This window comes from Ectopseudomonas khazarica (genome assembly GCF_017915135.1).
Lineage (GTDB): Bacteria > Pseudomonadota > Gammaproteobacteria > Pseudomonadales > Pseudomonadaceae > Aquipseudomonas > Aquipseudomonas khazarica.
In genome coordinates this window covers 4,963,216-4,986,708 of record NZ_CP068551.1, presented here as the reverse complement: position 1 = coordinate 4,986,708, position 23,493 = coordinate 4,963,216, and the positions used below count along the sequence as shown (strand labels likewise).

At 63.0% G+C, this 23,493-nt stretch carries 18 protein-coding genes and 2 tRNA genes; 1 reads left to right on the top strand and 19 read right to left on the bottom strand.

From position 1 onward, the window contains the following. The first annotated feature begins 225 nt into the window (after positions 1-225). Positions 226-1,851 carry a methyl-accepting chemotaxis protein gene (locus JLK41_RS23460; RefSeq protein WP_210389958.1) on the top strand — a complete coding sequence of 542 codons (1,626 nt, stop codon included), beginning with the start codon at positions 226-228 and terminating at the stop codon, positions 1,849-1,851. Between the two features lie 45 nt (positions 1,852-1,896). Here JLK41_RS23460 and rfbD read toward each other — a convergent pair whose 3' ends face one another. The 19 genes from rfbD to JLK41_RS23365 form a co-directional block, all read right to left on the bottom strand. Continuing rightward, positions 1,897-2,760 (bottom strand): dTDP-4-dehydrorhamnose reductase, encoded by an 864-nt coding sequence (gene rfbD, locus JLK41_RS23455; protein WP_210389957.1) that lies wholly within the window; start codon positions 2,758-2,760, stop codon positions 1,897-1,899. After that, positions 2,757-3,305 carry a dTDP-4-dehydrorhamnose 3,5-epimerase gene (gene rfbC / locus JLK41_RS23450; RefSeq protein WP_210389956.1) on the bottom strand — a complete coding sequence of 183 codons (549 nt, stop codon included), beginning with the start codon at positions 3,303-3,305 and terminating at the stop codon, positions 2,757-2,759. Before rfbC ends, rfbD begins: the two co-directional genes overlap by 4 nt. After that, positions 3,302-4,174 carry a glucose-1-phosphate thymidylyltransferase RfbA gene (gene rfbA / locus JLK41_RS23445; protein ID WP_210389955.1) on the bottom strand — a complete coding sequence of 291 codons (873 nt, stop codon included), beginning with the start codon at positions 4,172-4,174 and terminating at the stop codon, positions 3,302-3,304. The genes rfbC and rfbA overlap by 4 nt, the downstream gene beginning before the upstream one ends. Positions 4,175-4,183: 9 nt before the next feature. After that, positions 4,184-5,245 carry a dTDP-glucose 4,6-dehydratase gene (gene rfbB, locus JLK41_RS23440; protein ID WP_210389954.1) on the bottom strand — a complete coding sequence of 354 codons (1,062 nt, stop codon included), beginning with the start codon at positions 5,243-5,245 and terminating at the stop codon, positions 4,184-4,186. A 121-nt stretch (positions 5,246-5,366) separates the two neighbouring features. After that, positions 5,367-5,442 (bottom strand) — tRNA-Thr (locus JLK41_RS23435). A gap of 293 nt (positions 5,443-5,735) precedes the next feature. Then, positions 5,736-6,950 carry a methyltransferase gene (locus tag JLK41_RS23430; RefSeq protein ID WP_210389953.1) on the bottom strand — a complete coding sequence of 405 codons (1,215 nt, stop codon included), beginning with the start codon at positions 6,948-6,950 and terminating at the stop codon, positions 5,736-5,738. A gap of 49 nt (positions 6,951-6,999) precedes the next feature. Beyond that, positions 7,000-7,689 carry an ABC transporter permease gene (locus tag JLK41_RS23425; RefSeq protein WP_047586493.1) on the bottom strand — a complete coding sequence of 230 codons (690 nt, stop codon included), beginning with the start codon at positions 7,687-7,689 and terminating at the stop codon, positions 7,000-7,002. Next, positions 7,686-8,381, bottom strand: a complete 696-nt coding sequence (locus JLK41_RS23420) for an ABC transporter permease (protein ID WP_134676365.1) — start codon at positions 8,379-8,381, stop codon at positions 7,686-7,688. Before JLK41_RS23420 ends, JLK41_RS23425 begins: the two co-directional genes overlap by 4 nt. Before the next feature lie 54 nt (positions 8,382-8,435). After that, entirely contained in the window at positions 8,436-9,188 is a 753-nt protein-coding gene (locus tag JLK41_RS23415) for an ABC transporter substrate-binding protein (protein ID WP_047586557.1), read from the bottom strand. A gap of 15 nt (positions 9,189-9,203) precedes the next feature. Further along, a complete protein-coding gene (locus tag JLK41_RS23410) occupies positions 9,204-9,977 on the bottom strand; it encodes an ABC transporter ATP-binding protein (RefSeq protein ID WP_037055322.1) in 774 nt (257 codons plus the stop codon). A gap of 249 nt (positions 9,978-10,226) precedes the next feature. Further along, complete coding sequence (locus JLK41_RS23405) at positions 10,227-13,337, bottom strand: type I restriction endonuclease subunit R (RefSeq protein WP_210389952.1); 3,111 nt, start codon at positions 13,335-13,337, stop codon at positions 10,227-10,229. Positions 13,338-13,557: 220 nt separating this feature from the next. Then, on the bottom strand, positions 13,558-15,024 hold the full coding sequence (locus JLK41_RS23400; protein ID WP_210389951.1) for an ATP-binding protein: 1,467 nt from the start codon (positions 15,022-15,024) through the stop codon (positions 13,558-13,560). A gap of 76 nt (positions 15,025-15,100) precedes the next feature. Continuing rightward, positions 15,101-16,027 (bottom strand): DUF5655 domain-containing protein, encoded by a 927-nt coding sequence (locus JLK41_RS23395; protein ID WP_210389950.1) that lies wholly within the window; start codon positions 16,025-16,027, stop codon positions 15,101-15,103. Continuing rightward, positions 16,024-17,397, bottom strand: coding sequence for a restriction endonuclease subunit S (locus JLK41_RS23390; RefSeq protein WP_210389949.1), 1,374 nt, complete (start codon positions 17,395-17,397; stop codon positions 16,024-16,026). Before JLK41_RS23390 ends, JLK41_RS23395 begins: the two co-directional genes overlap by 4 nt. Continuing rightward, positions 17,394-19,229, bottom strand: coding sequence for a type I restriction-modification system subunit M (locus JLK41_RS23385; RefSeq protein ID WP_210389948.1), 1,836 nt, complete (start codon positions 19,227-19,229; stop codon positions 17,394-17,396). Before JLK41_RS23385 ends, JLK41_RS23390 begins: the two co-directional genes overlap by 4 nt. 212 nt (positions 19,230-19,441) lie before the next feature. Beyond that, positions 19,442-19,517, bottom strand: a tRNA-Phe gene (locus JLK41_RS23380). A gap of 174 nt (positions 19,518-19,691) precedes the next feature. Beyond that, positions 19,692-19,964 carry an oxidative damage protection protein gene (locus JLK41_RS23375; protein ID WP_037055319.1) on the bottom strand — a complete coding sequence of 91 codons (273 nt, stop codon included), beginning with the start codon at positions 19,962-19,964 and terminating at the stop codon, positions 19,692-19,694. After that, on the bottom strand, positions 19,961-21,028 hold the full coding sequence (gene mutY / locus JLK41_RS23370) for an A/G-specific adenine glycosylase (protein WP_179555120.1): 1,068 nt from the start codon (positions 21,026-21,028) through the stop codon (positions 19,961-19,963). Before mutY ends, JLK41_RS23375 begins: the two co-directional genes overlap by 4 nt. Continuing rightward, a complete protein-coding gene (locus tag JLK41_RS23365; RefSeq protein WP_210389947.1) occupies positions 21,025-23,250 on the bottom strand; it encodes an AsmA family protein in 2,226 nt (741 codons plus the stop codon). Before JLK41_RS23365 ends, mutY begins: the two co-directional genes overlap by 4 nt. Positions 23,251-23,493 lie beyond the last annotated feature (243 nt).

Genomic DNA, 23,493 nt, shown 5'->3' with positions numbered 1-23,493 from the left:
GACTGTTGAAGGTGGGCGGGCGATGGTCGGTGCAGAATTCAGGATATGGTCGATACTGTAACGTAGCGCCATCGGTAAGTGCGCGTGTTCGTGGCCCGGCGAGGTCGGGTCGCGTGCCTCTGCTGCCGAGAGGATGCCTGTTGTCTGGTGGTGCCAGGGATCCATGGGCCACCCGTTGCGCTCCGCAGGGACGATACATGCGCGTTGTCCTGCAGGAGAACAGCCATGCTGTCACGACTCACCGTTCGTATGCGTTTGTTGTTCCTCGCGCTGCTGCCATTGGTGGTGCTGGTGTTGGTGATCGGCATGGCGGTGAACAACGCCAGCCGGCTGAACCAGAGCTTCGAGGAACTGTTCAAGGACCGGATGCAACCGGTCAGCCAGCTCAAGGTCTTCGCCGACGCCTACGCGGTGACCATCGTCGACTCCCTGCACAAATACCGCGCCGAACTCTTCGACGAGGCCAAACTGCGCGAGGCCCTGGCTTCGGCCCGCCAACGCGGCGACCAGGCCTGGAAGGCCTACCTGGCGACCAACATGACCGCGGACGAAAAGGCCAGGGTCGAACGGGTGCGCGTCGACCTGCAGCAGGTGCAGCAACTGGTGGACCAGTACATGGGCAAACTCGATGGCGGCCAGCTGCGGGCGATCGAGTCGCGCAGCTTCAACCGCGAGCTGTACGGCACCTTCGATCCGCTCGGCAGCGAGCTGGAGCAACTGATCGCCCTGCAGCTCAGCGAGGGGGAAAAGCTCGGGGTTCGTACCGGTGAGCTGTACCAGTCGATGCGCAACACCTTCATCGGCATCGGTGTGGTCGCGCTGCTGCTGGTGCTGCTGGTGGCCCTGGTGATCGGCCTGTCGATCATCCGTCCACTGTCGGCCCTGCGCGGTGTGATCAGCGAGGTGCAGGAGAACGCCAACCTGACCCTGCGGGCCAACGCCGATGGTCGCGACGAGGTCGCCGACACGGCGCGGGCCTTCAATACCCTGCTCGAACATCAACAGGCGTTGATCCGTCACCTGACCGAGACCGCCACCCAGCTGGCTGCGGCTGCCGAGGAAATGAGCGCGATCAGCGCCCAGGCCAGCCAGGCCGCGACCAGCCAGGGCGACCAGACCAACATGGTGGCCACGGCGGTGCACGAGATGAGCGTGGCGGTGCAGGAGGTGGCGCAGAATGCCCAGAGCATGGCTGGCGCAGCGGCGGGTGCCAACCGCGAGGCGCGGCAGGGGCGCGATCTGGTACAGGCCAACCTGAACGCCATTCGCGGCCTGTCCTCGTCGGTGGACGAGGCCGGCAAGGTGATCGACAGCCTGCACAGCCAGAGTGACGAGATCAGCAAGGTGCTGGGCGTGATCCAGAGCATCGCCGAGCAGACCAACCTGCTGGCGCTCAACGCCGCCATCGAGGCGGCGCGTGCGGGCGAGGCCGGGCGTGGCTTCGCCGTGGTGGCCGACGAGGTGCGGGCACTGGCCAGCAATACCCAGAAGGCCACCGAGTCGATCCGCAGCATGATCGAGGGCTTGCAGAGCGGCGCACGCAGTGCGGTCAGCGCCATGCAGCAGTCGCGCGAGCAGGCGCAGAACAGCGTCAGCCACGCCAAGGAGGCCGACGAGGTGCTCAATCACATCGCGCTCGCCATCGAGGGCATTGCCGACGGCAACGTGCAGATATCGGCCGCCACCGAGGAGCAGACGGCGGTGGCCAGCGAGATCAGCCAGAACATCAACGGGCTCAACGACAGCATCGGCGAGGTGGTCAACGGTGCCGAGCAGAGCTCACTGGCCAGCCGCGATCTCGCGCAACTGGCCAGTGGTCTGCAGCAGCAGATTCAGCGCTTCACCGCCTAGGGCAGGGGGGAATGGGCCTGTGCTGGGTGGCCTTGCGCAGAAGCTCTAGGGCGTTTCACCCAGGCACTGTTGCAGTGCCTGGCGCCAGTCGGCCAGGCGCAGGTTCCAGTCGCGCGCCAGGCGCGTGCCGTCCAGGCACGAGTTGAGCGGGCGGCGGGCCGGGGTCGGGTAGTCGCTGCTGGGGATCGGCAGCAGCCTGGCGCAGGGCTTGCCGGCGGCGCGCAGGTGCTCGGCGATGGCCTGAGCGAAGCCGAACCAGCTGGTCTGGCCCTGGTTGGTCAGGTGATAGGTGCCCCAGTGGCGATTGCCCTGCTGCCAGGCCTGGATCAGCTCGGCGCTGGCTGCCGCGATGCTGCCGGCCCAGGTCGGGGCGCCGATCTGATCGTCGACCACCTTCAACTCCTCGCGCTCCTGCAGCAGGCGCTGCATGGTCAGCAGGAAGTTGCGCCCGTGGCGCGAGTAGACCCAGCTGGTGCGCAGGATCAGGTGCTCGCAGCCGCTGGCGGCCACCGCCTGCTCGCCGGCCAGCTTGCTCGCGCCGTATACGCCGAGCGGTTTGCTGGCATCGTCTTCCTGGTACGCGCCGTTCTTGCTGCCATCGAAGACGTAATCGGTAGAGTAGTGGATCAGCGGGATACCCAGCTCTGCGCAGGCCCTGGCCATGGCGCCGGGGGCTTCGGCGTTGACGGCGAAGGCGCGCTCGGGCTCCTGCTCGGCCAGATCCACGGCCGTGTAGGCGGCGGCGTTGATCAGCAGTTGCGGGCGTTCACGCAGGATCGTCTCGCGCAGGCTGGCGGGTTGTTCCAGGTCGAATGCCTGGCGTCCCAGACTCAGCAGCTGGTGATCGGCGAGTGCGTGCTGCAGGGCTTGGGCAACCTGGCCGGTGTGGCCGCTGAGCAGAATCTTCATGCGAAGGTCTCGGCCTCGCTCAGGCTCACGCCCTGCTGGTCCTTGAGCGACAGCTGTGGCGTCAGGCCGTCGAGCGGCCAGTCGATGGCCAGTTGCGCGTCATCCCAGTAGATGCAGCGTTCGTGGGCCGGTGCGTAGTAGTCAGTGGTCTTGTAGAGGAACTCGGCGTAGTCGCTCAGCACCAGGAAACCGTGGGCGAAACCCTCGGGTACCCAGAGCTGGCGCTTGTTCTCGGCCGACAGGTGTACGCCGACCCATTTGCCGAAATTCGCCGAGCTGCGGCGCACGTCCACGGCCACGTCGTAGACCTCGCCGGCGCTGACCCGCACCAGCTTGCCCTGGGCCTGCTGCAGTTGATAGTGCAGGCCGCGCAGCACACCGCGCGCCGAGCGCGAGTGATTGTCCTGCACGAAGTCGCGCTGCAGGCCGGTGGCCTCGGCGAAGCGCCTGGCATTGAAACTCTCGAAGAAGAAGCCGCGATCGTCACCGAACACCTGGGGCTCCAGGATCAGCACTTCCGGCAGTGCGGTCTCGATCACCTTCACTGCGATTCCTCCGCCAGTTTGTACAGGTATTGGCCGTAGCCGGTCTTGCCCAGCGCCTTGGCGCACCTCAGCAGCTGGTCCCGGTCGATCCAGCCCTGCTGGTAGGCGATCTCCTCGAGGCAGGCGACTTTCAGGCCCTGGCGCTTTTCCACCGTCTGCACGTACTGCGAGGCGTCGATCAGGCTGTCGTGGGTGCCGGTGTCGAGCCAGGCGAAGCCACGGCCGAAACGCTCCACGCGCAGATCGCCACGGGCCAGGTAGGCGTTGTTGACGTCGGTGATCTCCAGTTCGCCACGTGACGAGGGTTTGACGGCCTTGGCGATGCGCACCACGTCGTTGTCATAGAAGTACAGGCCGGTCACGGCGAAGCTCGATTTCGGCTTGGCCGGTTTCTCCTCGATCGACAGCGCGTTGCCAGCGGCATCGAACTCCACCACGCCGAAGCGCTCGGGGTCGCTGACCCAGTAGCCGAACACGGTGGCGCCGCTGTCGTGGCTGGCGGCACGCAGCAGCATCTCGGTGAAGTGCTGGCCGTGGAAGATGTTGTCGCCGAGGATCAGGCACACCGAGTCACTGCCGATGAACGACTCGCCGATCAGGAAGGCCTGAGCCAGGCCATCGGGCGAGGGTTGTTCGGCGTACTGCAGGGTGATGCCGAACTGGCTGCCGTCGCCGAGCATCTTGCTGAAGTTCGGCAGGTCCTCGGGGGTGGAGATGATCAGGACCTCGCGAATGCCGGCGAGCATCAGCACCGACAGCGGGTAGTAGATCATCGGCTTGTCGTAGATCGGCAGCAGCTGCTTGGACACGCCGAGGGTAATGGGGTGCAGACGCGTGCCGGAGCCGCCGGCGAGGATGATGCCTTTCATTGAAACTCCTTAAAGTGCGCCGAGCCGCTGGCCCTGATAGCTACCATCCTGCACGCGGCGGCACCAGTCGAGGTTGTCCAGGTACCACTGCACCGTCTTGCGCAGACCGCTGGCGAAGGTTTCCTCTGGTACCCAACCCAGCTCGCGCTCGATCTTGCTGGCGTCGATGGCGTAGCGCAGGTCATGACCGGGGCGATCCTGCACGTAGGTGATCAGCTCCTCGTAGCGGGCAATGCCGGCCGGTTTCTGCGGCGCCAGTTCTTCCAGCAGCGCGCAGATGGCATGCACCACGTCGAGATTCTTCTGCTCGTTGTGCCCGCCAATGTTGTAGGTCTCGCCCACCTGACCCTCGCTGACCACCTTGAGCAGCGCGCGGGCGTGGTCTTCGACATAGAGCCAGTCGCGCACCTGCTGGCCATTCCCGTAGACCGGCAGTGGCTTGCCGGCCAGGGCGTTGAGGATCATCAGCGGGATGAGCTTCTCGGGGAAGTGGTACGGGCCGTAGTTGTTCGAGCAGTTGGTGAGCAGCACCGGCAGGCCATAGGTGCGCAGCCAGGCGCGCACCAGGTGGTCGGACGCCGCCTTGCTGGCCGAGTACGGGGAGCTGGGGGCGTAGGGCGTGGTCTCGCTGAACAGGTCGTCGACGCCGTGCAGGTCGCCGTACACCTCGTCGGTGGAGATGTGGTGGAAGCGGAAGGCGGCCTGGCGTTCGGCATCGAGCCCGAGCCAGTAGCTGCGGACACTTTCCAGCAGGCTGTAGGTGCCGACGATGTTGGTCTGGATGAATGCGGCAGGGCCGTCGATGGAGCGGTCGACATGCGATTCCGCGGCCAGGTGCATCACGGCATCCGGCTGGAACTCGGCCAGCGTCGCGGCGACCTGCTCACTATCGGCGATGTCCGCCTGCACGAAACGGTAGCGCGGGCTGTCGGCGACTGTCTCCAGCGACTCCAGGTTGCCGGCATAGGTCAGCTTGTCGAGGTTGAGCACCTCGTGATCAGTCTGCCGGATCAGGTGGCGAATCAGGGCCGAACCGATGAAACCGGCACCGCCGGTGATCAGGATGCGCATACATCTACCTCTTACTCTTGCGGTGGCTTCCGCCAGCTGCGTATTGAGCCTAAGCCGCTCTAGAAGACTGGTCGCTGTAAAACAAAAAAGGCCTGCGTGAGAGCAGGCCTTTGATACTAAATGGTGCCGGCACCAGGAGTCGAACCCGGGACCTACTGATTACAAGTCAGTTGCTCTACCAGCTGAGCTATACCGGCTTAGTGGGGGCGCCATTATATCCATTCGTCGGCACGAGTAAAGCCACCTTCAAGCCGCATGTTTACGGGCCTGGCTATCAGCAGCGGTTCTTTTATGCACAAAGAGAAGGCATCGCCGAGCAGTACGCACCGCTGCTGTGCGCTTCGTCACGGTTTTTCGCAAGTCTTTGTTTTTCTGCAACTTATTTTTGTGGTCGAAAAATAGCCAGATGTCCGCAGGGCAATTCCCTCGGGTGCTGGGTGCTTTTGCCCAGAAAGCATCAACAGAGTTATCCACAGCTTCTGTGTGCAACTCAGGCGTGCTCGGCGACCAGCAGCAGGTTGCGTGGGGTCAGCTGGTAGTCGCAGAAGCTGCCCAGCTTCACGTCATAGCCCTGCTCCTGCAGGTACAGGGCGCGATCGAGCAGCAGCCAGAGCTCCAGCGGGCGACGGAACAGGTTGCGCAGCAGTTCGAGGTTGCGCACCTCGGCCAGGCGTTGCCAGCCGCGGGCCTCCAGCGCCTGCCAGTCCTGCTCGCCGGGAGCGGGCACCTCACGCAGTGCGGCCAGGTCCTGGCAGAAGCTGGCGAACGGCTTGCTGAACCACTCACTGGGCAGCGAGGGGGTCGGCAGGTACTCGTCGACGTCCCTGAGCTGGCGTTGCAGTAGGTCGAAGGCCAGGCGCCAGGCCATCGACTGATTGCGCTGGCGACGTACGCGGGCGCCCGCCGTTACGGTTTCGCTGAGCGGCAGGCCGAGGTCGTCACGTGACAGGCGCAGCGCCGATGCCTGCGCCAGCTGCGACAGGGCCTGGTAGTGCGAGGCGGCAATGCGGTTGTAGCAGCAGGGCGCGACCGCCAGCTGTGTACAGCCTTTCTGCCTGGCCAGTTGCAGCAGGCGTACGTGGAGGTCGCCGCAGGCATGCAGGGCGACGGGCGTCTGTCCGGCATCGAGTCGCTCGGCGACGTCGTCGCGGAGCACATCCTGATGCAGATGCGCCGCCTGCACGCCCAGGCGGCGGCTGAGCAGGTCACCGGCCTGCACCAGCGCCGGGTCGTACTCCAGGCACGTCAGTCGTTGCTCGTCCTGGGTCAGCCAGCGACCGAGATGGCCCTTGCCCGAGCACCAGTCGAGCCAGTGGCGCGGGCGCTGGTCGAACGACAGGTGGCTGGCGAAGGCCTGGATCTGCGCCATCTTGCGCCCGGGGACATCGACGCCGAACGCGTGCGAGCGCTGTGTGCCGGCTGCGTTCGGCAGTTCGCCCAGGGCGCTCAGCTCGCGCGCCTGGCGCGCCAGCTCGGCGAAAGGCGCGGGTGCTGCGAGCTGGTAGGGGGCATTGTCGGCGGCCTCTGCCTGCTCCAGCGAGCGGCCGCGCAACCAGTTGGCGAGCTCGGGGAGCTGGCTCTCCCAGGGCAGTTGCAGATGATGAAACGGCCTAGGGCGCCACAGGCCCTGGTGCTGCAGGAGGAAACCGTCCAGCGCCTGGAAGCGGATGAACAGGTCGCCGGAGGTGAGGAAGGGCTCTGACATGATGCTCGTGACGGGCGAGGGACCGTCCGCAAAGGACGGCCCGAACGGCTCAGCGACCCTGGCAGGCGTCGACGCGCAGCCAGCGTTCCAGCAGGCGGAAGGCCCTTACCAGAACAAAGGCGATGGCCAGGTAGAACAGGCCGGCCGCGAAGAAGATCTCGACCGGCAGGTAGGTGCGGGCAATGATGGTGCGCGCCATGCCGGTCAGTTCCAGCAGGGTGACGGTGCTGGCCAGGGCGCTGGCCTTGAGCATCAGGATCACTTCGTTGCTGTAGGCCGGCAAGCCGATGCGCGCGGCGCGCGGCAGGATGATGTAGAACATCGCCTGCGCCCGTGACATGCCCAGTGCACGGGCGGCCTCGACCTCGCCCTGCGGCACGGCCTGGATGGCGCCGCGCAGGATCTCGGCAATGTAGGCCGCGGTATGCAGGGTCATGGTGATGATTGCGCACCAGTAGGGGTCACGCAGGTAGGGCCAGAGCGGGCCATGGCGCACGGCATCGAACTGCGCCAGGCCGTAGTAGACCAGAAACAGCTGCACCAGCAGCGGCGTGCCACGGAAGAAGAAGATGTAGCCGTAGGGCAGGGCGCGTACGTACCAGTGCTTGGACGCGCGGGCGATGCCCATGGGCAAGGCAACGATCAGGCCGGCCACGACGGCAATGGCCACTAGTTCGAGTGTCAGCAGCGCGCCTTCGGACAGGCGCGGCAGCCATTTGATGATGACTTCCCAGTTCATGAGGCGCTCCGGACGAAGCCACGGCTAGCGCGCTTCTCGAGGAAATGCAGGCCGATCATGGCGAGAACGGTCAGGCCCAGGTAGATAAAGGCGGCGACCATATAGAAGGTGAAGGGCTCCTTGCTCGCGGTCACGGCGATCTGCGAGCGGCGCATGATCTCTTCCAGGCCGATCACCGAGACCAGTGCGGTGTCCTTCATCAGGATCATGAACAGGTTACCCAGGCCGGGCAGGGCGATGCGCCACATCTGCGGCAGGACCAGCTTCCAGAGAATCCGCCCGCTGGACATGCCCAGTGCCTGGCCCGCTTCGCGGTGGCCTTTGGGAATGGCGAGGATGGCGCCGCGGAACACTTCGGTGGCATAGGCACCAAAGCACAGGCCGAGGGCGATGGTGCCCGCAGCGAAGGCGGAAAGCTCGAGGCTCTCGACGCCAAGCAGGTCGGCCAGGCTGCGCATCAGGCCGACGGTGCCGAAATAGATCAGCAGCACCCAGAGCAGCTCGGGTACGCCGCGCACGATGGTGGAGTAGCTGCCGCCGAGCCACTGCAGCGGCTTGTACGGCGAAGTCTTGGCCAGCGCACCCAGCAGGCCCAGCACCAGACCGACCGACAGCGCGGACAGCGCCAGTTTGACGGTCATCAGGGTGCCGGCGGCCAGGGCGGGGCCGAATCCGTGGAGTTCGAAAATCATCGGAGGGCTCGGGCAGTTGCGCCGCCGCGTGGGCGGCGCAATGCCTTCAGGTCATCAATAGATGCTGAACGGGAAGTACTTGTCGTTGATCTGCTTGTAGGTGCCGTCTTCGATGATGGCTTGCAGAGCGGTGTTCAGCTTCTCGCGCAGCGGGTCGCCCTTGCGCACGGCGATGCCGATCTTGTCGTTGTCGAATACCGGGTCGCCCTTGAACTCGAAGTCCTTGCCGGCATCGCTCTTGAGCCATTCCCAGTTGACGAAGGTGTCGGCCAGCACGCCATCGAGACGGCCGGAGGCCAGGTCGAGGTAGGCGTTTTCCTGGGTGTCATACAGCTTGATGTCGACGACCTTGCCGAGGTTGTCTTCCAGCCAGGTGCCGGCGATGGTGGCGCGCTGGGCACCAATCACCTTGCCCTTGAGGCTGGCTTCGTCGGTCTTGAAGTCGGCGGACTTGGGCGCGATGAACTGCAGCTTGTTGGTGTAGTACGCATCGGTGAAGTCGACGGCCTGCTTGCGCTCGTCGGTGATCGACATGGAGGCGATCAGGAAGTCGAACTTCTTGGCGTTCAGGGCCGGGATGATGCCGTCCCAGTCGGAGGTAACCACTTCGCACTCGGCTTTCATCTTGGCGCACAGTGCCTGGCCGATTTCCACGTCGAAGCCGGTGACCTTGCCGCTGGCGTCGATCAGGTTGAAGGGCGGGTAGGCGCCTTCGGTGCCGAGTTTCAGTTTGTCAGCGGCGACAGCGCTGGTGCCGAAGGCCAGAGTGGCGGCCGCGGCCAGCAGGATCTTCTTATAGTTCTGCATGCATGTTGCTCCGTGTTAGCGATTGCTGGACATGAATTGTTTACAGCGTGCCGATTGCGGGTTTTCGAACACCTGGGCGGGTGGCCCCTGCTCCTCGACCAGGCCCTGGTGGAGGAACACCACCTCGCTGGACACCTGGCGAGCGAAACTCATTTCGTGGGTAACCAGCAGCATGGTGCGACCCTCGTCGGCAAGCGCGCGAATCACATTAAGCACTTCTTGTACCATCTCCGGGTCGAGGGCCGAAGTCGGTTCATCGAAGAGGATCACCTTCGGTTGCATGGCCAGGGTGCGGGCGATGGCTGCACGCTGCTGCTGGCCGCCGGAAAGCTGGTTGGGATAGACATGACGCTTGTCGGCGATGCCGACCTTGGCCAGCAGCGCCTCGGCCACCTCGGTGGCTTCGGCCTTGCTCTGGCCCAGTACGCGGCGCGGCGCCTCGATGATGTTGTCGAGCACGCTCATGTGCGGCCACAGATTGAAATTCTGGAAGACGAAGCCGATCTCGCTGCGCAGGCGGTTGATCTGCTTGTTGTCGGCGGCGATCAGGTCGCCGTTCTTCGCGGCCTTGAGCTTGAGCTCCTCGCCGGCGACGAAGATCTGACCCTCGTGCGGGTTTTCCAGCAGGTTGATGCAGCGCAGGAAGGTGGACTTGCCGGAGCCGGAAGAACCGAGGATGGAGATGACGTCACCGTCCCTGGCCGTCAGGGAAATGCCCTTGAGCACTTCGAGATCGCCGTAGCGTTTGTGCAGGTTGCGGATTTCCAGCGCGGGCGTCGCCTCGGCCATGGGGTGTGATCCTCTTCTTCTTCGAATGCGCTCCGGCGTACGACGGGCCATCCTGGCTGGCGGCCAAGCTAGCATAGCGTTTCCGTGACCGCCAAGCCGTTTGCCGGGTAATAGCAGGTCGCCGGGTCGCAGGTGTCGCCTGGTTACAGTTGCTTGTCGCGCAGGCGAAACAATGGCACGAGAACATTGCGGGGGCAGAAAGCAAAAGCCCCAGCGCATTGCTGAGGCAAGCGCCAGTTGCTGTGCACGTCAGCTTTGCTGGCTAGATTGCCCGCGCAAGGCCTCATAGAGTCGCGCCGGCCCTAGCAGCAGATTGATCACCTCGCGCTGAATCTGCTCTGAATTCAGTGCCTGCAAGCTCAGGTTGCTCTGCGCCGAATGGCTGTCGATCAGTGCATCGATAAATACTCGCGTCAGATCGGGTGAGCTGGCGAACTGTTCCTTGGTGTTGTTCGCCGCCTGCTGTGCCAGCACCTCGGACTCCAGCAGCTTCTCGCGCTGGCTGTTGAGCCAGGACAGCTTGTCGCCGTCGGTTGTGTCTGCGCCGAACAGCTCGTTGATCTTCTCGACGATCTGGCTGAGGTAGAGCTTTTCCTTCTCCTGCACCTGACCGCTGCCAGTGGCGCTCATCGGTGGCAGTTTCGGGTATTCACCGTTTACCAGCGGTAAGTCACGGGTGCCCTTGTCTTTCAGCTTGTAGCGCACCAGCTCCAGGCGCGACAGATCTACGCCTTCGCGTTCCCGGCCGAACTCGATCAGCGGCAGCAGATGTTTGAAGAACAGCTGGCGCTTCTCGATATCGGTATTGCCGTAGTCGAAGATCTGCGAGAGGAAGGCATACAGACGCTGGAAGCTACCCATGTCGCGCTTGAACAGTATCAGCGCATTCATTTCATCCTTGGCCTCTTTCATCATCTGGCCATTGCCGTTCGCTTCGGCAGCGTGCAACTGATCCTGAGCGAGGCGATAACGCACCAGCAGACGGCTTGCCACCGGCTCCAATGCCGCATTCAGCTCGCTCTGGCGGGCCGAGGGATTGAGCAGTACCGCCACCACCCGTTCGATCTCGAACTGATCGTAGTGCCCGGCGCTGTCCAGTTTGGTGCGCAAGTCGTAAACCAGGTGCGGGTCAGTCACGTTCTCCAGTTCGGCGGTGCTGTAGTAGGCCTTGAAGGCCGTGAGGATCTCGTCCGGCTCGTTGACGAAGTCCAGCACGTAGGTGGTGTCTTTCTTCGGATGGGCGCGGTTGAGCCTTGACAGCGTTTGTACGGCTTGAATGCCGCCCAGCTTTTTGTCCACATACATGCCGCAGAGCAGCGGCTGGTCGAAGCCGGTCTGGAATTTATTGGCCACCAGCAGTATCTGGTACTCGTCACCGCTGAACGCTTCGCGGATATCGCGGCCACGCAGGTTCGGGTTCAGCGCGTGGCTGGCCTCAGTGAAGGGATCGGGGCCAGAGTCGGGATCATTCACTTCGCCGGAGAACGCCACCAGAGTGCCAATCGGATAGCCCTGGCGCTTCACATACTGGTCGATTGCCAGTTGCCAGCGCACCGCCTCCTGACGGCTGGAAACCACCACCATGGCTTTGGCTTTGCCCTCCAGTAGCGGCTGCACGTTCTCGCGGAAGTGCTCGATGACCACCTGCACTTTCTGCGCGATGTTGTAGGGGTGCAGCTTCACCCAGCGCATGATGCCTTTCAGTGCCTGGCTGCGCTCTACCTCGGCGTCGCTCAGCTCCTCACCGTTGTGCGCCAGCTTGAAGGCGGTCTTGTACGCCGTGTAGTTCTGCAGCACGTCGAGGATAAAGCCCTCTTCGATGGCCTGGCGCATGGAGTACACATGAAACGGCGCGGGCAGGTTGCTGCTCGATGCGGGCAGATCAGGGTTTGGCCGTCGGCCGAACAGCTCCAGGGTCTTGGCCTTGGGCGTGGCGGTAAAGGCTACGTAGGTGATGCCGCTTTCCGCCGAGCGAGCGCTCATCTGCGCCGCCAGGATGTCCGCGGTGCTGGCCTCGCCACCATCGGCCAGTTCCTTTAGCTCCTCGATGGACAGCACCTGCTTGAGCTTGGAGGCGGCCTCGCCGGTCTGCGACGAGTGCGCCTCATCGGCGATTACCGCAAAGCGCTTGCCCTCGGTGGCCGCTAACTCTTGCACCGCCTTCAACGCGAACGGAAAGGTTTGGATGGTGCATACCACGATCTTCTTGCCGCCAGCCAACGCGTTGGCCAGCTCGCCGCTCTTGCTCGCCGACTCGCCGGTGATGGTCGCCACTACCCCAGTGGTGCGCTCGAAGCTGAAAATCGCCTCCTGCAGCTGTGCGTCCAGAACGGTGCGATCAGACACCACCAGCACCGACTGAAACAGCTTGTGCTGTTCGGCATCATGCAGGTCTGCGAGAAAATGCGCGGCCCAGGCAATCGAGTTGGTCTTGCCGGAACCGGCCGAGTGTTGAATCAGGAATTTGCCGCCTGGCCCTTCCTCCAGCACCTTGGCCACCAGCTTGCGGGTGGCATCGAGCTGGTGATAACGCGGGAAGATGATCGATTTGAGCTGCTTCTTCTTGTCTTTCTGCGCGACCAGGTAGCGGGCGATGATCTCCAGCCAGCTGTCGCGTTGCCACACCTGTTGCCAGAGGTAGGCCGTGGCATGGCCCTCTGGGTTGAGCGGGTTACCTGCACCGCCATCGTTACCCAGGTTGAATGGCAGAAAGCGCGTTGCCGGGCCTTCCAGGCGAGTGGTCATCTGCACTTCGCGGTTGCTCACGGCAAAGTGCACCAGTGCCCCTGCCGGGAAGCTCAGTAGTGGCTCTGTCCGGCCCTTGGGTTTCGGCTCGCGGTCGAAGCGGTATTGATCCACTGCATCCTGCACTGACTGGGTGAAGTCGGTTTTCAGCTCGCAGGTCGCGACCGGGATGCCGTTAAGGAACAGCACCAGGTCGATGGAGTTTTCGCAAGCCAGCGAGTAGCGCACCTGACGCACCACGCGCAGGCGGTTGGCCGCGTACCTGGCGGTCAATTCCGGGTTCATGCTCAGTGCCGGCTTGAACTGCGCCAGTTGCAGCGGCTGACGCAGGCCCAGCAACTCGATGCCCTGGCGCAACACATCGAGAGTGCCGCGCTCGTCGAGGGATTTGCGCAAGCGATCGAGCAACACCGCCTCGGCTGCTGCGCCATGGTTCTTGCTCAGCGCCTCCCAGGCCTTGGGTTGAGTATTCTTGACCCAGTCCAGCAGGTCGGCAGGGAACAGCGCCCGCGCACGGTCATAGGACTGCGCATCGCCTGCGGTATGTAGCCAGCCATTGGCGGCAAGGTGCTCGCAGATCTCGTTCTCGAAGGACACTTCCTTATGCAGGCTCATGCTGTACTTATCCTTTGCCTAAGTCTGATTGGCCACGACGCTGAAGGGAGGATGCTTGCCTTCCTGACTTCAGTCGAGGGCCGGTGATGAGGCCCGATTGAGCCTATCCATCAAATAACCATCAAATAAACTGCCGGCCTGTAGAGCCCGTATTTGCTGGACTCTGCTATCTGTCGGGGCGAGAAAGCGTTAATTCGTCAATTAACGATCAAATAAATCCTTATGCCCACCAGGGTAGGTAGCGAGCGTTGCGATTACCTTGAGCGGGGTCGTAGGGTTTGATCTGTTGAGCTTCCAGCGCATCCCGAATGATTCGTGAGGCAATGGCGCTGTTGTGGGCCTCGATACCAAAACGCTCGCGCAGGCTGGCGTTGGTCATGGGGTCTTGCTCGACGCAGCGCAGGCAGGCGTGCATGTAACAGGCGTGTATGCGGTCGTTGCGATCCATATCCTTGAGCGCGCGGTGCGCGAACAGCATCACGCGGGTCGCATGGCCCTCGGTTTCGAAGCGCGGTGCCGGCAATTGGTAGAACTCCGTCTCGAATACCACCTTGTCCACGCCGCTACCACGCTCTTCACAGATGCCCACCAAGCGTATGAACGACGCCAGGGATTCGTTACGCGAGCGCGGAGGACTGTCGAGGAAGCGCGCCGTGCTGACCAATGGCACACCCGGGTTGGTGATTTCCATGCGGTCAGCGAACACCTCCACGGTTGGCCCCATCCCGGTGATTGAGAAGTCCTGGTGGATCAGTGCGTTGGCCACCAGCTCGCGTACCGCCAGGTCGGGGTACATGGGCACGTCCTTGCGGATGGCTTTGCCGACCACCTCGTTGCGCGGCAGCAGGGCGCTGATGTAGTCGATCAGGTCCTGGAATCCGCAGGCATAACCCTTGTGGCTCTCTTGTTCGCGCAGGGTTTTCAGGCGGCCTTTGCCCTCATAAACGATCACCCGCACAGCCTTGCGCGAGAGGCTCTTGAAGCGTTGAAGGTCTTTGGCGAACAGGATCGCGCCCAGGTTGGTGATGTCCCAGCTGCCTGCCTGGTTACGCACCAGCATGGCCTCATCGCTCAGGCGCGCCAGGATGCCGGCCTGATCGGTGGGCAGCGGTAAATTGCGCAGGTCGAAATACGCCGGATAGTCGAGCAGTGCCAGCACTTCATTGGCGCCCAGCTGGGTCGCCGCCAGCTGGGCCTCGAAGGGCGTCAGGTCGAAGATGCGCCACAGCGAGCGCTCCTGATCCGGGAAATCCTTGAGTGGCTTCTTGTAGGAGCCGATGCGAATGAATTCGCGGCCCTCGAACTGGGTCGGCCGCCCCGAGGCGCGGGGGATTTCAAGAATGACCACGGGCTTGTCATCGACCATCAGGCGATGGAAGCGAAAGTGCAGGCGTGGGCTCAGTGAGCGCAGCAACCAGCTTTCCAGTTCTTCGTTGCCCTTGCGGGCGGCGTGCGGGTCGAACTGGGTACCGACCACCTCATGGCCGTTATTGCTGATGCCCCAGAGCAGGTAGGCGTTGCTCTTGCCGTCCAGGGCGGCGGCGTTGGACAGGGCCGACAGGTACTCGCCAATCTCGGCGGGATCGCTATTGTTCTCCTTGAACTCCACCCAGGTCGTTTCCGCCGGCAGCTTGCACAGCTCGCGTACCAGGCCGACCAGATAGCTTTCATCGCGATCCAGGGTCATTCAGCCTCCAGGCGGTTGTTGGTGTTCATCGACGCTATCCATTACGCATCTGCCGGTAAGCGCAGTGCAGCCTATCCTAGTTTTCCTGATAGCTACGTTCGATCAGGTGCTTGGCGCGCTCCAGATCGGCCGGTGTGCGCAGGCTCAGTTCCAGATCGCCGGTGCCCCAGTGGCCGATGGTACGCACGTCGCGGCTGAAGTCCTCGACCAGCTCGACCGAGTCCGGGTTGAGCTTGAGATACAACTGCAGGCGTTTGGACTGCACCACGATGCTGGCGAAGTTCTTCAGCCGGCGGAAGGCCAGGTAGAGCTTGAGGGGCTTTTCCTGCACATCGTCACCAAGGGAATGCAGGTAGCTGCTGGTCTGCTCGAACAGCGTGGCGATCTCCGCCGGTGCCAACGCCAGTTGTTCCTGCCAGGTCTTGTCTTTGCTCGTGCTCGCCGGCTTGCCCGCTTCGGCCTCGGCCGCCGGGGCGGCAACCAGGGTGCTGGCCACGCTGACCGAATTGACCAGCTCCAGTAGCAGCAGGTCATCGCCAAACAGCTTGTAGCGGATCAGTTCGATATTGCGCTGGATCAGTTGCACCGCATGCTGGTCGTAGCGGGTGAAATCGGCGGCGATGCACAGCAGGCGGGTGCCGCCCCATTCGATCTGCTCGGCGGCCTGCTTGCCGAGCTTTTCCATTACCAGCCAGCGGAACTCGGCCTGATGGTCGAGCAGCCAGTCCAGATAGAACAGGCCCTGGTTGATCACGTTCTCGTTGCTATGGCGCTTGTACTCGATGATGACCGGGCAACCGTTCTCGTCCAGTCCCAGCGAGTCGATGCGGCCCTTGTGGGTCTTGCCGGTGGCGTATTCGCTGGCGAGAAAACGCACGCCGAGAAAACACTCCATCTGCGCCTCGATCAGGCTTTGCAGCTGCTTTTCCACCGCCACCGCGCGGCCGGGCAGCTCGCAGGCGGAGCCATCGGCACCCAGGCGAAACAGCTGGATATCGCTCATGCGGCTTGCTCCTGTTCATCCTTGACCAGGCCGCGTACATCGATCTGGCCGGTGACTGCGGCAGAGATCAGGGCGGTGCGGCGTTCTTTGAGTAGTGATATTGCCGTTTCTGCTTCTTGAATCAGGCGTTCAAACGACGAGGCTATTTTGTTTAGCCGGTTTGCAATACTCGCTTGCTCGGGTTGTGGGGGAAATGCGAACCGATATCTACGCAAGGTTTCGGCAGTCAAGTGAGCAATAGTTGACCTGCCTTCGGAGCCAGCGAAAAGGCCCAAGTTGGCAGCGGTATGAAAGACGTAATAAAGAAACTCGGTGCTGTCCTTAGTACTTCGGGGACGTAAGCGATGTAGTGCTTTCTGGTAATAGCACTCCTGCAAACCGCCTCGCCAAATGGCGGCGCGTCCAACCTCTCCACCCTCGCAAACCAATAGATCGCCGGTGCGTAAAGAATAACGAGATAGGTCATCCCCTTTAAAGTCCATTTCGGGCAGGCTCTCGATATTAATGTGCCCCCACTGCACATCCACATTGCGCAGGTATGGGGCTAAATGTTCCCCGGTCACCCGTTTCTCATCCAGCATCTTCCCTAGTGCGATTTCATAGCGATAACTCAGTGCGCATGTTGTCCAGTGCGCCGGCACCTCACCTAGCCACTCAACCCCGGAATCCTTCATTGGCACTGTCGGATCGAGTCCCTTGGTTACGGCATGGGCAATTACCGCCTGACGCTTTTCCTTGAGCAGTGCGATCAGCTTTTCCTGCTCGGCCATCAGCTTGTCGATCTTTGTGGTTTCACGTCGCAAGAAATCGCAGATCGCGACCTGCTCAGTCGAGTCAGGCAGGGCTACTGCCATTTCCAGAATGGTCGACTGGCCAATATTTAGCATTGAGCTACTGGCCCCGCTTGCAGCCAGCTCAATTTGGCCACGAACCTTTCCGGTGGAAAGATAAGAGGCTATGAAGTGCGGACTACAAACCGATGCGTCAAAGCGCAAACGGAAAAGCTTGTCGCATAGCATTAGGTTTGAGTGATCTATCAAAGCCACGGCTGCACTACCAACAAGTTCGCGCGTGTTGGCGCGGGATATAAGCAAGTCAGCGGCTCTAATGCCGAGATCCGGAATGGGTTCTAGCTCTGGGGGTAGCGCCTTGTTTTCAGCAGCGTTGAAAACGCCGCCGTTGACGCAGCCAACCTTGAGAACACCCCACTCATCAGGTGAGTCCACTGGAATCGCTTCGCACTGAGGGCTCCAGCCCTGCTCAAGGCTCTTGAGTAGATGCTTGATGCGCATAACTCGCCAATGCCTGGGCACCGCCCCCAACCACTCCACCCCTGAATCCTTATATTCGGGATAACGCGGAAAACTCATGCCGACAGCCCTCCGATCATCGCCAGAATGCGGTCGGTCACGCCTTTCAGCTCGGCATCGATTTCGGCCAGCGGCCGTGGCGGCTCGAATACATAGAAGTGGCGGTTAAAGGGGATCTCGTAGCCAACCTTGGTCTTGTCGTGATCGATCCAGGCATCCGGCGCATGGGGCAGCACTTCGCGTTGGAAATAGGCCTGCACGTCTTCGCCGAGCGGTACGTTTTCCGTGTCGCGCAGGCTGCTGTCGGGCTGCGGTTTGCCCTTCTGCTTGCCCTTCTGGCCGATCACGATGGCGCCGTGTTCGTCGCGCAGGGGGCGTTCGACGGTGATGGTCTGGTAGCCGAAGGCCTGGTTGGGCAGCAGGCGCGACAGCGGTGCGAGTTTGACCTTGCCGCCAGCAGGGGCGCTGGGTTCTGCCTCGCCGTCACGCAGAATCTGCCGGGCGACTTCCTTGCCGTCGGCATCCAGTACGCTGGCCAGGCGCGCTTCGACGCACTGGCCGAACAGCTGGGTGATTTCCTCGATGGCGCTGTCGGGCATTTCCTTGCGCTTGGAGCCGAGGCTCTTGCGTATCTTCTGCCAGAAGCTCGAGGCATCGATCAGTTGCACCAGGCCCTTGCGCTGGGCCGGCTTGCGGTTGGTCAGTACCCACACATAGGTGCTGATGCCGGTGTTGTAGAACATATCGGTGGGCAGGCCGATGATCGCCTCGACCAGATCGTTCTCCAGCACATAGCGGCGAATCTCGCTCTCGCCGGAGCCGGCTCCGCCGGTAAACAGCGGCGAGCCGTTGAGCACGATGGCAAAGCGGCTGCCGCCCTCGTTGGCCGGGCGCATCTTGGCGATCAGGTGCATCAGAAACAGCAGCGAGCCGTCGGAAACCCGTGGCAGGCCGGGGCCGAAGCGGCCGTTGAAGCCTTGCTGCTCGTGTTCCAGGCGGATGACCTTCTCGACCTTCTTCCACTCCACACCGAACGGTGGGTTGGACAGCATGTAATCGAAGCGCTTGCCGGCATGGCCATCGTCGCTGAGGGTATTGCCGGCCTTGATATTGGCCACTTCCTGGCCCTTGATCAGCATGTCTGCCTTGCAGATGGCGTAGGACTCGTCATTGAGCTCCTGACCGTGCAGGTTGAGGCGGGCCTGGGGGTTGTGCTCGACCAGGTATTCCTCGGCGATCGAGAGCATGCCGCCGGTACCGGCTGTCGGGTCATACAGGTTGCGCACCACGCCGGGGTTGGTCAGCACCTCGTCGTCTTCGATGAAGATCAGGTTGACCATCAGACGGATCACTTCACGGGGGGTGAAGTGCTCCCCGGCGGTTTCGTTGGAAATTTCCGCGAACTTGCGAATCAGCTCCTCGAACACCAGGCCCATCTGCATGTTGTCCACGGCTTCTGGGTGCAGGTCGATCTGGGCGAAGCGTTCGGCCACCTGATAGAGCAGCCCGCATTTGTGCAGGCGGTCGATCTGGGTGATAAAGTCGAAGCGCTCGAAGATATCGCGTACCGGCAGAGAGAAACCCTGGATATAGCTGTAGAGGTTGTCGCGGATATGGTCGGGGTCGCCCATCAGCGTGGCCATGTCCAACTGCGAGATGTTGTAGAAGCTCTGCCCGGCCTTGCGCAGCAGGAAGGGCTCAGGGTTGGCCACCAGCTTCATCTTCTCGGCCTGCTCGGCCAGCACCGCTGCCTTGGTCTTTTCAAGCACGCAGTCCAGGCGGCGCAGCACGGTGAACGGCAGGATCACCTTACCGTATTCGGACTGGCGGTAATCACCACGCAGCAGGTCGGCAACCGACCAGATAAAGGCGGACAGGGCTTGTTGGTTCATGAGGCTTGATCCTTGTGTACAGCTTCCTGGCAAAACGAGTGCGCGTTGCTGAGGACGAACCTGCGGGATTATGCCGAGGGGAAGGGGTACTGGCGACAGCCGAATGGGGGCTGCTGGTGCTGAAGGGAGAAAATGCAGGCAATAAAAAACCGGCTCAGCGGCCGGTTTTTCGAGGCTTTCAGGCGATTTAGGCATTGCCCGAAAACTAAAGATGGTGCCCAGGGACGGAATCGAACCGCCGACACGGGGATTTTCAATCCCCTGCTCTACCAACTGAGCTACCTGGGCCAACGGGGCGCTATTAGACGGATTTGCAGGATCAGTGTCAAGCGCGAGTTGGAAAAATATTTAAATATTTCGGGCGCTTAGGTCCGTGAGCGAGAAAAGCGGGGAGGGCCGGCCGGGTCGCGCGTGGGCAACGTGCGACGGTTGCCGTGGCCAAGGCCCCTCCCTCCAGCATGCTTATTCGCTGGGCGGCACGTAGCCTTCGGCTTGGGCGTATTCCTCGCCGGAGAGGAACTTGTCCATCTCGGCCTGGAGGAACTTGCGATCCTCGGCGTTCATCATGTTCAGGCGCCGCTCGTTGATCAGCATGGTCTGGTGCTTCTGCCACTCGTCCCAGGCCTGCCTGGAGACGTTGTTGAAGATGTCTTCGCCTTTGGCGCCGGGGTAGGGCGCGCGATCCAGGCCGGGCAGTTCCTGTTTGTATTTGCGGCACAGCACGGTGCGGGTCATGTCGGTTCTCCAGCGGTAATGGCTTGCGCCGCGCGTTTCAGCAGCTTCTTCACCGGGGCGGCAAGGCCCAGGCGCGGCGGGGTGGCGAGGTTATACCAGAGCCAGTCGTCCTCGGCCACGCGGCTCGGCTGCTCGGTCACCCGCACCAGCCAGGGTTCGATCGCCAGCTGGAAGTGGCTGAAGGTGTGGGTCAGGCCTTCCAGTTCACGGCGTGTGCCGAGGTCGAGCTGGCGCTGCTGGCCGAGGGCGCCGAGCTGCTCGAGGTCGTCCAGTTCCGGCAGGCTCCACAGCCCGCCCCACAGTCCCGTCGACGGCCGGCGATAGAGCAGGATGTCGCCGTCAGCGTTGACCAGCAGTGGCATCAGGGTGCGTTTCTGCGGCAGGGCCTTGCGCGGCTTGGCCACCGGGTAGCGGATTTCCAGGCCGAGCAGGTGCGCCTGGCAGCCGCTGCGCACCGGGCACAGCAGGCAGGTCGGCTTGCTGCGGGTGCACAGGGTGGCGCCGAGGTCCATCATCGCCTGGGTGTAATGGTTGACGCGCTCGTGCGGGGTCAGGCGCTCGGCCACGTCCCACAGCTGCCTGGCCACCTTCGGCTCACCGGGGTAGCCCTCCTGCGCCACGTAGCGTGCCAGTACCCGCTTGACGTTGCCGTCGAGGATCGGCGCGCGCAGGCCCATGCTCAGGCTGGCGATGGCACCGGCGGTGGAGCGGCCGATGCCGGGCAGTTCGCTGAGGGCGTCGACGCTGCGCGGAAACTCGCCGCCATGCTCGCGCATGATGATCTGCGCGGTCTTCTGCAGGTTGCGCGCGCGGGTGTAGTAGCCCAGGCCGGTCCACAGGTGCAGCACTTCGTCTTCCGCCGCCTCGGCCAGGTCCTTCACGGTCGGCAGAGCGGTCATGAAGCGGTCGAAGTAGCCGAGCACGGTGCTGACCTGGGTCTGCTGCAGCATGATTTCCGACACCCACACACGGTAGGGCGTGATGCCCTGCTGCCAGGGCAGGTCCTTGCGTCCGTGCTGGTCGTACCAGGCCAGCACGGCGCCGTTGAACTGCTCGGGGCTCATCGGTTGAACAGGCCCTTGAGTGCGTCTTTCAGCTCCGGGCTGACCTTGTCGCCGAGTTTCTCCTCGAGCTTCTCGGTCAGCTTGTTGCCGGCCAGGCGCGCAGCGATCTTGCCGAGGCCGTCCTGATCGAGGCGACAGGCCTTGGCGCCAAGCTCCAGCGGGCCACGGCAGCGCAGCGGCCATTCGATGCCGACATAGCGCTCGTTGACCTGGCAGGCCGGGTCGGGCATCTCGCGCTGGTCGCCTTCGATGGTGATGCCGACCTGGTAGTCGATGCCGAGCACGCGCAGGTCGAGGTCGCCCTTGCCGCTTACCGCCAGGCCCGGGATCTGCGCCTTCATGTCCGGGTTGTGCGCTACGCCGTTACGCACGCTCAGGCTGCCCTTGAGCTCGCGGAAGGGGGTGTCCTTGCCGGTCGGCGGGTTGCTCATGGCCTTGCGGTTGAGGGTGGCGATGCCACGGCAGAGCTGCTGCTCGAGGTTGGCATCGACCAGCACGCCATCGTTGAGCACGAAGCTGGCGGTGCCGTTGAGCGCTTCGACCCAGGCCTTCTGGCTGTTGCCACGGGTGTTGAACTTGGCGTCGAGGTCGAGCAGGCCACGGATCGGCGCGGGCTGGCCGTCCTTCTTCAGGAAGGGTTCGACGGGCATGCGGCTGAGGCGTTTCTCCACGCTGAGCATGGGCTCGGCCTGGCGCACGTCGATGCGGCCATTGCCGCTGAAGCTGCCGCCCTGCAGCTTGCCGCGAACCTCCTGCAGGGTGATCAGGCCGCCGCGACCGTTGGCTTTCAGGGTCACGTCGGTGAAGGGCTGCTGGTCGAAGGTCAGTTGCCCCAGGCTCAGGGCCAGCTGCAGGTCGAGCTTGCGCAGCTGATCGACCGGCAGGACCTTGTCGTCGCTCCAGGCCTGCTGGGTCGGCGCATTGGGCAGTGGTGTGCTGCCGTCCTTGCCGGCGCTGGAGATGCTGTCCTTGACCTCGGCCTGGCGCGCTGCGGCGGCCTTGTCCCTGGTCTCCGGCGGCAGGTAACCGTCCAGGTTGAGCGTGTCGCCCTTGAGGTCGGCGCGCAGCGCCTGACGGGCGAAGTCGGCCACGCCCAGGCTGCCGGTGAAGGTGCTGCCGTCGAGCTTGAGGGTGAGGTCTTCGAGCATCATGCCGTTGCTCGAACCATTCAGGCGGCTGACCAGTTCGAACTGGTTGAGGCTGTTGGCGTCACGGGTCTTCGGCAGCTCCACGCCGATGCCATCGAGGAACTCGCGCAGGTTGAGCGGCGCGATGGACAGGCCGCCGGACAGCTTGGCGTCCTTGTCCAGCTCGCGGGCCTTGAGTTCGCCCAGGGCACGCAGCTGGTTGGCGGAGAGCTTCAGGCTGTTCCATTCGGCGATGTTGGCCGCCAGATCGACCAGCAGCTGGCCTTGTGCGGAGAAGTTCAGGGTCTTGCCCTTGAGCGGTTCGCCCGAGACTTCGCCGGCCAGCTTCAGGTCTTCGAACTGGTAGCGCTTGAGGGCCCGGTCGAAGCGCAGTTGGCCTTCCACTTCGCTGCGCGCACGCAGCACCGGTTGGTTGGTGCCGAAGAAGGCGCTGAGCGTGAGCGGAATGCTCGCGCCTTCGCGGATGGCGCCGGTCTTCAGTTCGATGTTCTCCAGGGTGAACTGCTGGCCTTTCTGTGCATCGCTGTAGTCGATGCGCGAATTGCTCAGGCTCAGGCTGTCGATGTCCAGCTTCAGCGGTTGGCCAGCGGGTTTTTCCCCAGGCTGCTCGGCGGGGGGGGCTTCGCTCGGGGCGGGTTCGCCAGGCGCTTGCTGCGCCACGGTGGTCTCGGCGGGGCGGCCGACACCTTCCCAGTTGCCGTGGCCCTTGTCGTCACGCTGCAGGTTGAGGTTGAGGCCGTCGATGCGGATATCGCTCATCTGCACTTCCTTGCGCAGCAGCGGCATCACCCGCACGGAGAGCCCGATCAGGCGCAGGTCGGCGAAGGGTTTGTCCGGCGTATCGGCGCTGGCCAGGGTGGCGTCGGTCAGCTCCAGGCCCAGCCAGGGGAACAGGCTCCAGCCGATGTCACCCTTGAGTTGCAGGTCGAGGTTGGCCTTGTCGTGGGCGATCTGGCGAATCTCGTCCTTGTAGTCGTTGGGGTCGAACAGGTGGGTCAGGGCAAACAGCAGCGCCACTATGATCAGTAGCAAGCCGAGAAAGAAAAGGCCCAGGATCTTGCCTAGCGCTTTCATGAGCGGGGTCCTTGGTTTCGATGGCTGGAATGGCGGGAAACAGACGGTCGCCGATTATAGCCTCATGTGCAGTCGCGAGGCGTTCGCAGTGGGCGGGTCGCGGTGCTCGGCTGGGTGTTGGATCGAAAACCCGGCAAGCGGTTCCCGGTGATCATGCGGGCCTGGTCGTCGTCGAGTGATCGGCCTGGCGTTCGTGGCGGAAACGGCAGGGGCATCGACGCCATCTATCGGTCGATAGATGCG